Origin of the sequence: Rhizobium sp. BK491, from assembly GCF_014194925.1 — a bacterium.
Taxonomy (GTDB): Bacteria; Pseudomonadota; Alphaproteobacteria; order Rhizobiales; family Rhizobiaceae; genus Rhizobium.
In genome coordinates, this window is the sequence record NZ_JACIAR010000001.1 from 1,441,149 (window position 1) to 1,453,622 (window position 12,474).

Annotated in this window: 8 protein-coding genes; 3 read left to right on the plus strand and 5 right to left on the minus strand. The window is 60.8% G+C overall.

Annotated elements, in window-relative coordinates; all coding sequences use genetic code 11:
- Window positions 1-59: 59 nt before the first annotated feature.
- Window positions 60-1,514, minus strand: coding sequence for a glutamate synthase subunit beta (locus FHX05_RS07230; protein WP_183714540.1), 1,455 nt, complete (start codon window positions 1,512-1,514; stop codon window positions 60-62).
- A gap of 177 nt (window positions 1,515-1,691) precedes the next feature.
- The gene (gltB, locus tag FHX05_RS07235; RefSeq protein ID WP_183871096.1) at window positions 1,692-6,416 is read right to left on the minus strand and encodes a glutamate synthase large subunit; all 4,725 of its coding nucleotides are present in this window, start codon (window positions 6,414-6,416) and stop codon (window positions 1,692-1,694) included.
- Between the two features lie 566 nt (window positions 6,417-6,982).
- Here gltB and FHX05_RS07240 point away from each other — a divergent pair.
- Complete coding sequence (locus tag FHX05_RS07240) at window positions 6,983-8,029, plus strand: low specificity L-threonine aldolase (protein WP_183871097.1); 1,047 nt, start codon at window positions 6,983-6,985, stop codon at window positions 8,027-8,029.
- 367 nt (window positions 8,030-8,396) lie between these two features.
- Here FHX05_RS07240 and FHX05_RS07245 read toward each other — a convergent pair whose 3' ends face one another.
- Window positions 8,397-9,254, minus strand: a complete 858-nt coding sequence (locus FHX05_RS07245; protein ID WP_183871098.1) for a LysR family transcriptional regulator — start codon at window positions 9,252-9,254, stop codon at window positions 8,397-8,399.
- 106 nt (window positions 9,255-9,360) lie between these two features.
- On the opposite strand from FHX05_RS07245, the gene FHX05_RS07250 reads away from it, so the two are divergent.
- A complete protein-coding gene (locus FHX05_RS07250; protein ID WP_183871099.1) occupies window positions 9,361-10,380 on the plus strand; it encodes a bile acid:sodium symporter family protein in 1,020 nt (339 codons plus the stop codon).
- 131 nt (window positions 10,381-10,511) lie between these two features.
- Here the strand turns inward: FHX05_RS07250 and FHX05_RS07255 are convergent, their stop codons facing one another.
- On the minus strand, window positions 10,512-10,976 hold the full coding sequence (locus FHX05_RS07255; RefSeq protein WP_015341097.1) for an Hsp20 family protein: 465 nt from the start codon (window positions 10,974-10,976) through the stop codon (window positions 10,512-10,514).
- A gap of 355 nt (window positions 10,977-11,331) precedes the next feature.
- Window positions 11,332-11,748 (minus strand): DUF2000 domain-containing protein, encoded by a 417-nt coding sequence (locus FHX05_RS07260; RefSeq protein ID WP_112602717.1) that lies wholly within the window; start codon window positions 11,746-11,748, stop codon window positions 11,332-11,334.
- Between the two features lie 130 nt (window positions 11,749-11,878).
- Between FHX05_RS07260 and FHX05_RS07265 the strand changes: the two genes are divergently transcribed.
- Window positions 11,879-12,358 (plus strand): Lrp/AsnC family transcriptional regulator, encoded by a 480-nt coding sequence (locus FHX05_RS07265; RefSeq protein ID WP_112602719.1) that lies wholly within the window; start codon window positions 11,879-11,881, stop codon window positions 12,356-12,358.
- The last annotated feature ends 116 nt before the right edge of the window (window positions 12,359-12,474 follow it).

Genomic DNA, 12,474 nt, shown 5'->3' on the forward strand with positions numbered 1-12,474 from the left:
AAGGCCGGGTTTGTAACGAACGCGGCCTTCAACAACTTTGCGCGAGAGGACAGCGAAACTTAGGCCGGCAGGACCGTCGAACCCATCAAGGCCTCGTCGATCGCGCGCGCGGCCTGACGGCCCTCGCGGATCGCCCAGACGACCAGCGACTGGCCGCGCCGAATGTCCCCGGCCGTCCAGAGCTTGTCGACCGAGGTCTTATAGTCCTTGTCGTTGGCAACGACGTTGGTCGAGCCGCGGCGGTCGGTATTCAACGTTAGCTTGCCGTCCATTTCCTTGAGAACGCCGTCGGTGAACGGGCCGCGGAAGCCGATGGCAATGAAGGCGAGATCGGCGCGGATGACAAACTCTGTCCCGGCAATCGGCTTGCGGCGATCGTCGACTTCGCAGCACTTCACGCCCGTCAGCACGCCGTCTTCGCCGATGAACTCGAGCGTTGCCACCTGGAATTCGCGAACCGCACCTTCGGCCTGCGAGGAAGAGGTGCGCATCTTCGTTGCCCAGAAGGGCCATACGGCGAGCTTGTCTTCCTTCTCCGGCGGCTGCGGACGAATGTCGAGCTGGGTCACCTTCACCGCACCCTGACGGAATGCCGTGCCGACGCAGTCGGATGCCGTATCGCCACCACCGACGACGACGATGTGCTTGCCGCCCGCCAGGATCGGATCGGCGGGCCAGCCGACGCTGTCGATGTTTTCGCGACCGACGCGGCGGTTCTGCTGCACCAGATAGGGCATGGCGTCATGGACGCCGGCGAGCGTCGTGCCGGGAATGCCAGCTTCGCGCGGGGTTTCCGAGCCGCCGCAATAGAGCACGGCATCATGGTCGGCCAGAAGCTGTTCGACCTTGACATCGACGCCAACATTGACGCCGCAATGGAAGGTGACGCCTTCGCCCTTCATCTGCTCGACGCGGCGATCGATGAAGTTCTTCTCCATCTTGAAGTCCGGGATACCATAGCGCAGCAGGCCGCCCGGCTTGCTTTCGCGCTCGTAGACGTGGACGTCGTGACCTGCGCGGCCAAGCTGCTGAGCGGCAGCCATGCCGGCAGGGCCGGAGCCGATGATTGCGACCTTCTTGCCGGTGTGAACCGTTGCCGGCTGCGGCCGGATGAAGCCGAGCTCATAGGCCTTGTCGGCAATCGCCTGCTCGACGGTCTTGATCGCGACCGGGGCATCTTCCAGGTTCAGCGTGCAGGCTTCCTCGCAGGGTGCGGGGCAGACGCGGCCGGTGAATTCCGGGAAGTTGTTGGTCGAATGCAGGTTGTGGATCGCCTGTTCCCAATTGTTGTTGTAGACGAGGTCGTTCCAATCGGGAATCTGGTTGTGCACCGGGCAGCCGGTCGGGCCGTGGCAATAGGGAATGCCACAGTCCATGCAGCGGGCTGCCTGTTTCTGCACTTCCTGGTCCGACATGGGGATCGTGAATTCACGGAAATGCCGGATGCGATCCGACGCCGGCTGATACTTCGCCACCTGCCGGTCGATTTCCAAGAAGCCTGTTACCTTGCCCATGCTTTCGTTTCCTCACTCAAAAAGAGGAGCTCACGGCTCCCGTGCCTGGGGGTCATCTCAGTTTCCCTGTCCGGCACTTTAATTCAAATCCGATTCCGCTATTCGACAGTCGCGACCGCCATGACGGCGATCGCAATGCGAGGCGAAACCCTCGACTGGTTTCAGAACCGGGGCGGATTACTCCGCCGCCACGCTCATCCGGCTGCGCTCCATTTCCTCAAGGGCGCGGCGGTATTCGACCGGCATGACCTTGCGGAATTTCGGGCGGTAATCGGCCCAGTGATCGAGGATCTCCTTGGCTCGCGTCGAGCCCGTATAGTGGAAGTGGTTCGAAATCAGCTGGAAGAGACGCTCTTCGTCGTGGCGCGTCATGTCATCTGAGACGTCGACGCGTCCCTTGTGCATGATGTCGCCACCATGATGATGCAGCTTCTCCAGCAGCTCGTCTTCCTCGGGAACCGGCTCCAGCTCGACCATCGCCATGTTGCAGCGGCGCGCGAAATCGCCCTTTTCGTCGAGCACATAGGCCACGCCGCCCGACATTCCGGCCGCAAAGTTGCGTCCGGTTTCGCCGAGCACCACGACGACGCCGCCGGTCATGTATTCGCAGCCGTGATCGCCTACGCCTTCGACGACGGCGATCGCGCCCGAGTTTCTGACCGCGAAGCGCTCGCCCGCGACACCGCGGAAGTAGCACTCGCCCTCGGTCGCACCGTAGAGCACGGTGTTGCCGACGATGATCGAGTTCTCAGCGACGATCTTCGAGTTCTCCGGCGGACGGATAATGATGCGGCCACCCGAAAGGCCCTTGCCGACATAGTCATTGCCGTCACCGATCAGATTGAAGGTGACGCCCCGGGCTAGGAAGGCCGCGAAGGATTGGCCCGCCGTCCCCTTCAGGGTGACATTGATTGTGTCATCCTTCAGGCCACGATGACCATAGCGCTTGGCAACCGCGCCCGACAGCATGGCGCCGGCCGAACGGTCGACGTTCCTGATGTCAACCTCGAAGGCGACAGGCGTCTTCGAAGAAAGCGCCGGCTCCGCCTTCTCGATCAGCTTGCGGTCGAGAATGTCGTCGATCGGGTGCTTCTGCACTGTCGTCCAGTAGGTCTCTTCCTTCGGCGCATCGACCTTGTGGAAGATGCGGCTGAAGTCTAGGCCCCTCGCCTTCCAGTGAGCGAGCATGTCGTCCTTTTCCAGAAGCTCGGAAGCGCCGATGATCTCGTCCAGCTTGGCAACGCCAAGCGAGGCGAGGATCTCGCGTACTTCTTCGGCCACGAAGAAGAAGTAGTTGATGACATGCTCCGGCGCGCCCTTGAAGCGCTTGCGCAGAACCGGGTCCTGAGTAGCGACGCCAACCGGACAGGTGTTGAGATGGCACTTGCGCATCATGATGCAGCCGGCCGCAATCAGCGGCGCGGTGGCGAAGCCGAATTCGTCGGCACCGAGCAGCGCGCCGATGATGACGTCGCGACCGGTCTTCAGGCCGCCGTCGACCTGCAGGGCGATGCGCGAGCGCAGCCCGTTCAGCACCAGCGTCTGCTGGGTCTCGGCAAGGCCGATTTCCCAGGGCGAACCGGCATGCTTCAGCGAGGTCAGCGGCGAAGCGCCGGTGCCGCCATCATAGCCCGAGACGGTGATGTGATCGGCGCGCGCCTTGGCAACGCCGGCGGCAACCGTGCCGACGCCGACTTCCGAAACAAGCTTGACCGACACATCCGAGGTCGGGTTGACGTTCTTCAGGTCATAGATCAGCTGCGCCAGATCTTCGATCGAATAGATGTCGTGGTGCGGCGGCGGCGAGATCAGGCCGACGCCCGGCGTCGAGTGCCGGGTCTTGGCAACCGTAGCATCAACCTTGTGGCCGGGCAGCTGGCCGCCTTCGCCGGGCTTGGCGCCCTGCGCCACCTTGATCTGCAGCACATCAGCATTAACCAGATATTCGGTCGTCACGCCAAAACGGCCGGAGGCGATCTGCTTGATGGCGGAACGTTCCGGGTTCGGCGAGCCGTCGAAGAGCGGCATGTAGCGATCGGCTTCCTCGCCGCCTTCGCCGGTGTTCGACTTGCCGCCGATGCGGTTCATGGCAATCGCCAGCGTCGTATGCGCCTCGCGGCTGATGGAGCCGAAGGACATGGCGCCTGTCGAGAAGCGCTTGACGATATCGGCAGCCGGCTCGACCTCGTCGATCGAGATCGGCTTGCGGCCGAGCGCTTCCGCACCCTTGATCTTGAAGAGGCCACGGATGGTGTTCATCCGGAGCGCCGACTCGTTGACCATTTCGGAGAATTCGCGATAGCGATCCTCGGCATTCCCGCGCACGGCATGCTGCAGGGCAGCCACAGCATCGGGCGTCCAGGCGTGGCTTTCGCCACGCATGCGGTAGGCATATTCGCCACCGATGTCGAGCGTGCTTGCGAGCAGCGGATCGCGGCCGAAAGCAGCCTTGTGACGGGCAACGGTTTCCTCGGCGATCGTTTCGAGGCCGATGCCTTCGATCATGGTTGCGGTGCCAAAGAAGTACTTGTCGACCAGCTCCTGCTGCAAGCCCACGGCATCGAAGATCTGCGCGCCGCAATAGGACTGATAGGTCGAGATGCCCATCTTCGACATGACCTTGAGGATGCCCTTGCCGACCGCCTTGATGTAGCGGTAGACGACTTCGGTCGCATCCACTTCCTTCGGGAATTCGCCGCGCTGATGCATATCAAGCAGCGTGTCGAACGCCATATACGGGTTGATCGCCTCGGCGCCGTAACCGGCGAGCAGGCAGAAGTGATGCACTTCACGCGGCTCGCCGGTTTCGACAACGATACCGACCGAGGTGCGCAGGCCCTTGCGGATCAGGTGATGGTGCACGGCTGCCGTCGCCAGCAGCGCCGGGATCGCGATGCGGTCCGGTCCGATCTGACGGTCGGAAAGCACGATAATGTTGTAGCCGCCGCGAACGGCCGCTTCCGCCCGCTCGCAGAGACGGTCGAGCATCTCGGGCATGCCTTCGGCGCCACGTTCGACATCATAGGTGAAGTCGAGCGTTTTGGTGTCGAAGCGATCTTCGGTGTGACCGATCGAGCGGATCTTTTCGAGATCGCCGTTGGTCAGGATCGGCTGGCGCACTTCCAGACGCTTGGCGTTGGCCATGCCGGTATGATCGAGCAGGTTCGGGCGCGGGCCGATGAACGACACGAGGCTCATAACGAGCTCCTCGCGGATCGGATCGATCGGCGGGTTCGTCACCTGCGCGAAGTTCTGCTTGAAGTAGGTGTAGAGCAGCTTCGGCTTGTCGGACATGGCCGAGATCGGCGTATCCGTGCCCATGGAGCCGACGGCTTCCTGACCCGTCGTCGCCATCGGCGACATCAGGAGCTTGGTATCTTCGGTCGTGTAGCCAAAGGCCTGCTGACGGTCGAGCAAGGACACGTCGCGGCGCAGCGCGCGCGGCTCCACCGGCTTCAGGTCTTCCAGGATCAGCTGCGTGCGGTTCAGCCAGCTGCGATAGGGATGCTTGCTGGCAAGTTCCGACTTCACCTCGTCGTCGGAGATGATGCGGCCCTTTTCCATGTCGATCAGCAGCATCTTGCCCGGTTGCAGGCGCCACTTCTGGATGATCTTCTCTTCCTCGACAGGCAGAACGCCGGCTTCGGACGCCATGATAATGCGGTCGTCGTTGGTGACGAGATAGCGGGCCGGACGCAGGCCGTTACGGTCGAGCGTCGCGCCGATCTGCTTGCCATCGGTGAAAGCGACGGCGGCCGGGCCATCCCATGGCTCCATCAGGGCGGCGTGATATTCGTAGAATGCCTTGCGTTCCGGCGCCATCAGCTGGTTGCCGGCCCATGCCTCGGGGATGAGCATCATCATGGCGTGCGCAAGGGAGTATCCACCGCGCACGAGGAATTCGAGCGCGTTGTCGAAACAGGCCGTGTCCGACTGTCCCTCATAGGAGATCGGCCAGAGCTTGGAGATATCGTCGCCGAACAGCGGCGAGGATACCGATGCCTGGCGCGCTGCCATCCAGTTGACGTTGCCGCGCAGCGTGTTGATTTCGCCGTTATGCGCAACCATACGGTAGGGATGCGCAAGCTTCCACGACGGGAAGGTGTTCGTCGAGAAACGCTGGTGCACGAGAGCAACCGCCGTCTCGAAACGCGGGTCGGAGAGGTCCTTATAATAGGCGCCCACCTGATAGGCGAGGAACATGCCCTTGTAGACGATGGTCGAGCTCGACAGCGAGACGGGGTAGAAGCTGCTCTCCTCGCCCTCGTATTCCGCATAGATGCGGTTGGAGATCACCTTGCGCAGGGTAAAGAGACGACGCTCGAACTCCTCGTTCGTGCCGGCATCGCGGCCGGCGCCGATGAAGACCTGAACATGGTGCGGCTCGGTGGCGGCAATGTCAGGCGCCTTCGACAGCGAAGAGTTATCGACAGGCACATCGCGGAAGCCGAGCAGCACTTGGCCTTCCTCGGCGACAACCTGCTTGATCGCAGTCTTGAAGTGCTCGATCAGCGCCTCGTCGCGCGGCAGGAAGAAATGGCCGACGCCATACTCGCCGGCCTTCGGCAGGACGACGCCCTGCTTGGCCATCTCCTCGCGGAAGAAGCGATCGGGAATCTGTACGAGAATGCCGGCCCCATCGCCCATCAGCGGATCGGCGCCGACAGCACCGCGATGCGTCAGGTTTTCGAGAATGAACAAGCCGTCGCGCACGATCTGGTGCGACTTCTGACCCTTCATATGCGCAACGAAGCCGACGCCGCAGGCGTCATGCTCGTTGCGGGGATCATAAAGGCCCTGTTTCGGCGGGAAGCCGACAGCGCGTTTCGACGTCTTGGCCGTCACGGCAGCATTCACTGCAGCGGTCTGGTCAAAACTCGTCAACGTCGTCCTGTTCGTCATGGTCTTCCCTCCGATAAGGCCCGCATCGCGGGCGCTCCTTCGTCCCGCGCGGTCCGTTTCCGGGGCCGACGCGCGACTGCGCTGTTGCATTGTGAAGATCCGGCCGCGAACCGCGGCTCCTTGTATGGAGCCCGTCGTCAGCGTTTCGCGTCCTGCTATTCCACCGCCGCATTGCCCACCGCCCGAAAGGCTGAAAGGGACATGCTCCCGGTAACTATAGCTCGAAATCCCGACATCGTCAGGACCCTTAGCGCATCTTCGGCCTTGGCGGCCAAAATAGGACAGCAACCCTGTCCTAATTCATCAGCTCTATGCCAGAAAGCTTCTGCCTTCGCAAGAGCAAAACGGTAAAATTTCGTCAACCGAAGACGTAAGATTGCCTTTGTTGCATAAATCAAGCAATAAAGTTTCGCTGCAGCGCATCATTTTATTTGTTGATTGCGTAGATCAATTTCTGTGATGCATTCTTCAAACTCATGCGCTTGATAGGTTTTTGCATTGGCGTAATGTCCGCCCCGCACTATTTATCTCTCCCGCAATTCACTCCTTATAATCGGTGTACCTTCATGTTTTTTGCCTCCGATAATTGGGCCGGCGCCCATTCCAAGATCGCTGAACGTCTTCTCGCAGAGGCGGGAGGCTTTGCGACAGCATATGGCTTGAGCGAACTGGATCAGAAGGTCGAGGCAAAGTTTTCAGAGATATTCGAGCGCGAAGTCTCCGTATTCTTCGTCGCCACGGGCTCCGCCGCCAACTCCCTGTCGCTCGCCAGCGTCCAGAAGCCGGGTGGCATCACCTTTTGCCACAGCGAGGCGCATGTAGCCGAGGACGAATGCGGTTCACCGGACTTCTTCAGCAGCGCGCGTCTGGCAACGGTCAAGGGCGAGGCCGGCAAGATCGATCCAAAGGCCCTTGCTGCGAAAATTGCCCGCTTCCCGCAGGATGCCGTGCATCACGGCCGCGCCGCCGCCGTGACGATCACGCAAGCGACGGAAATCGGCACGGTCTATTCGCTGGATGAGATCGACGCCATCGCTGCCATCGCCAAGGCGAACGGCCTGCCGCTGCATATGGATGGCGCGCGCTTCGCCAACGCCCTCGTCGCGCTCGGCACGACGCCGGCCGAGATGACATGGAAGCGCGGCGTCGATATCCTCTCCTTCGGCGGCACCAAAAACGGCTGCTGGTGCGCCGAGGCGATCGTGGTCTTCGATCCTGAGAAGGCGAAGGAGATGCATTTCATCCGCAAGCGCGCCGCCCAGCTCTTCTCCAAATCGCGCTTCATCGCCGCCCAGTTCGACGGCTATTTCCAGGACGACCTCTGGCTCGATCTCGCCCGCCACTCCAATGAGATGGCCGATCGGCTGCGCGCTGGCCTCGAAAAGGTTCACGGCGCCCGTCTCGCGTGGCCGACTGCCTCGAACGAGGTTTTTGCGATCATCCCAAAATCCGCAGCCAAGGCGGCCGAAGACAAGGGAGCGAAGTTCTACGAATGGCCGATCCCGGAATCGCAGCCGGATCTCGTCGGCGGCGATGAAACGCTGATCCGCCTCGTGACCAGCTTTGCCACCACCGAGGCCGATGTGGGAAATTTCCTTGCTTGCCTGGGTTGACCGCATGAAAAGAGCGCCGGAGCCGACTTCACGGCCGGACGGCGCTCACAATGCCAGAAAGGGTCAGTTTTGATTCCGATGGGCGATCATTGCGAAGTTCGATAGATCGTCGCGATCGGATGCCGGTGCGTTGTGTATAGTCATCGTCATTGCCACAACGCAGGCGACAAGCCCGGAAATGAAGATGGCACCGTATATCATCGGACGGCTATTCCTCCGCAACTCCCCCATCACCACCTGAGATAGCAGAGGAAGCTGACTTCCGCCTGAAAACGGGCACAGAATAAATCAGCCGGCAAAATAAATCCGGATCCCTTCTGCATGATGGGAAACGACTTTCTATGATCGCTGATAGGCGACTTCGTCGTTAGTTTGATCGGGGACCCCGGACCTTGGAGAGGATGTCGTCAGAGAGCGCGTTAACCAGAAGTTGGTCCGCACCCTTGCGCGGCACGAGGACGAATTCGACATCTTCGAGGACGGGCAGCCAGCCCGGCGCGATCTCCATCAATCCCGCCGGCGCCATGCTTTTCGGCTGCACGAGAACACCCATGCCCGCGCGCGCCGCCGCTGTCAGGCCGCTCAGGCTGCCGCAGGTGCAGACAATGCGCCAGGGCATCTGCTGCCGGCGTAGTGCCTCCAGCGCGACCGCGCGCGTAACGCTCGGTGTGGGAAAGGCGATCAGCGGCAACGGTCCCGCAAGCTTGCGGATGCGATCCGGGTCGCGCGCCAGCCAGACCAGCGGCTCGCGGTAGACGAGCTTGCCCCTCGCATCACCGAGCCGGCGCTTGGCGAGCACCAGATCGAGATCGCCATTATCCTGCATTTCATAGAGCACGCCACTGAGCGCGACCGTCAGCTCGAGATCGACGGAGGGATGCGAACGCACGAACTCCTCCAATACGTCCGGGAGCTGGCTGGTGACGAAATCCTCGGAAACCCCGAACCGGAGACTGCCGCGCAGGCTGTTGCCGGCAAAAAGCTGCTGCACCTCCGCTTCGATCGACAGCATCTGGCGCGCATGGCCGAGTAGCGCCTCGCCATCACCAGTCAGGACGACACGATGCGTATCGCGCGCCAAAAGCTTTCGCCCGAGCTCTGCTTCCAGCCGCTGTATATGCTGGCTGACGGTCGATTGCCCGAGCCCCAACCGCTCCGCGGCAAGCGTGAAGCTGCCCATCTGCTCGACGGCGACGAAGCTGCGTAGCTGTGTGAGATCAAGCATGGCTTATCCTGTATTACGATAACTGTTATTCCTTGCATCGTGTATCGCAATAGGTCTATCTGCAAGGAGTAATCCTAAAAACTGCAATGCGATCGGGGTAGGCACGATGCGCCGCTTTCTTCCAGACACCTTCACCATGCTGCTGGTGCTCACCGTCCTGACGGCATCCTTCTTTCCGGTGCAGGGGACCAGCGCTCATTATTTCGGCATTGCCACCAACGTCGCCATTGGCCTTTTGTTCTTCCTGCATGGCGCGCGCCTGTCGCGCGATGTCGTCATCGCCGGCATGCTGCACTGGCGGCTGCATCTCGTCATCCTTTTGACGACCTTCGGCATCTTTCCGCTGCTGGTGCTGGCCATGGGTCAAATCGTTCCGAACAGCATCCTGCCCGTATCGCTCTATACCGGCATGCTGTTTTTGAGCGTGCTACCGTCTACCGTGCAGTCCTCGATCGCCTTCACGTCCATCGCCGGCGGCAATGTGCCGGCAGCCATCTGCTCGGCGTCGGCCTCCAACATCTTCGGCATGTTCCTGACGCCGCTGCTCGTCGGCATCCTGTTTTCGGTCGGCGGCCAGGGCGGTGGCTTCTCCTGGGATGTTCTGTGGCAGATCATGCTGCAGCTGCTCGCTCCTTTCATCGCCGGCCAGCTGCTGCAGCCATGGATCGGCGACTGGATCCGCTCGAAGAAGAAAATCCTGATGCCGGTCGATCGCGGCTCGATCCTCATGGTCGTCTATTCAGCCTTCAGCGAGGCCGTGGTGGAAGGACTGTGGCATACCTTCTCCGTCCTCGATATCGTCACAGTCATCATCGCAAACACGGTGCTCCTGGCGACGGTGATTTGTATCACCATGTTCGGCAGCCGTGCCCTGGGTTTTGAAAAATCCGATGAGATCACCATCACCTTCTGCGGCTCGAAGAAGTCGCTGGCAAGCGGCGTGCCTATGGCCAACGTTATCTTCGCCGGCCAAAGTATCGGCGCCATCGTGCTGCCACTCATGCTGTTCCATCAGATCCAGCTGATGACGTGCGCGGTGCTCGCCCAGAAATATGCCGACGCCGCCAAGCGGCGCGAGGCTGCAAAGGCTGGCGCAAAGTCCGGCGAAGCCACCAACGCGGCCTGAGCCCTCTGACACCACGCAAACGAAAGCGGCGCCCCGAGATGGAGCGCCGCTTCTTTGATCTTGGGAGGATCAGGAGCTGGGCGGCCAGAGACCGCCAGCCCAGCATGACGGTCCAAGACCGTCAGCCGCACTTAGTTGATGTGAGCCTCGATGGCCTTCGGGGTTTCAACGGGCTCGGCCGCGATGGAGATACGGCGGGGCTTCATGGCTTCAGGAATGTTGCGCAGCAGATCGATGTGCAACAGACCGTTCTTCAGTGAAGCGGCCTGAACCTCGACATGGTCGGCGAGCTGGAAACGACGCTCGAAGGCACGCTTGGCGATACCGCGATAGAGATATTCGCTGGTTTCAGCCGGCTCTTCGCTCTTTTCGCCCTTGACCTGAAGGACATGGGCGTGGGCCTCGATGCTCAGTTCCTTTTCATCGAAACCGGCAACGGCCATGGTGATGCGATAGGTGTTTTCACCCGTGCGCTCGATATTATAGGGCGGATAGGTCTGGGCCTGATCCGGCTGGCCAAGGCTGTCGAGCATGGTGAACAGACGGTCGAAACCGACGGTGGAACGGTAAAGGGGAGAGAAGTCTACGTGACGCATGGAAGTCCTCCTGTGAGCGACAATTGCGATTTTAGTTCTTGTCCCATGACCCCACTCGGGGCGGCCTCGGGACGGTTCTGCGAGCCCGTTTGGCACCCGCAAAAAAGAGATGGGGATCACTTTTCCGGAGTTCAAGCCCCCAGTGCCGCAACCCTCATTTTGCAGAAAATCACCGCGTGAACCGCAGATGAACGGATAGTTCGGAACCCGTTCAGGCTGGCTGGCCTAATCTCCAAACCATCGGAAGACCATCGTCCGATGACTGAAGTGTATCGTCCCTTCTTCTTCAGTCCTTGCTCGGCCGGCGAAGCGGATCTCTCTATCTCCGCAAGCCGGCCTTTTTTCTTTGCGGACACTACCGCAGCAACTTCAGCGAGCCGGTCAGCGACTTCACCCATTTCGAAGGCCCCGCCAGCCCGAGGCCGTCGATCGCCTCATCAGCAAGATCGCGATTTGGAAACGTCACCTCATACTCCCTGTAATCGTGCAGCGAGCGGGCAAAGGCAGGAAAGGGAACGATCGCGCGGTCGTTTTCCACCGGCAAGGTCTTCAGCAACAGAGATCGTATGGTTTCCGCATCCGCCTGCAGTATCGGGAGGGGCATGTTCGAACTGATGTCGATGGTGCGAGCCTCCCTGTCGGTCAATTGCCTTGCCGCGAGCGAGGGAAACTTTGCGCCCAACCCGATAGAGATAGCGCCGACGGTGTTGGCGATCAGCCCAAGCGGCAGTGCCGGATTGATGACGATGGCAATACGGATATCGGGAAGCATGGAGACCTGCTGCTGTTGACAAATGGGATCGCAGGATATCTCGCGCACCGGGGATAATCTTGCCTTTCATTGCCGCGCATTTGAATAATATGGTAGGATCTACCTAATATATGCAGATAAAAGGTTAGATATGCCCGACGCTCTTGAGCCCATCGATTTGAAGATTCTCGGCGCCCTTCAGAAGGATGGGCGCCTGACGAACCAAGCGCTTTCATCCGAAGTCGGGCTCTCGACATCTCCGTGCTGGCGACGCGTGCGCCAGCTGGAAGAAACTGGCGTGATCCAGGGTTATACGGCCGCGCTCGACAGGCGCCAGATCGGCCTCGGCGTCCTTGCCTTCATCAGGGTCAAGATCGACAGCCACAGTGAGGCGGAAGCCGAGGAGTTCTCCCATGACGTGCTGAAACTCAACGAGGTCGTGGCCTGCTACAGCATCGCCGGCGACGCGGATTTCCTGCTGCAGGTGGTGGCCGCGGATCTCGACAGCTATGCCGATTTCGCCATGTCTGTGGTGCGTCGCCTGCCACGCATCAAGGAGATGGAGACCACCTTCGTGCTGAAGGAAATCAAGCCTTTCAAGGGCTTTCCGCTTGGGGTCGGCCAGCGATAGCAGCGCAAGGCACGGATGCCAGGTGCGCTATGGAGGAAATAGCGCGCCCATGTGCCTCTTTACGTTTGGATCGAAGCCATCCTATTCTCGGGCAAGTGGCTGCCCACCCTAGGGTA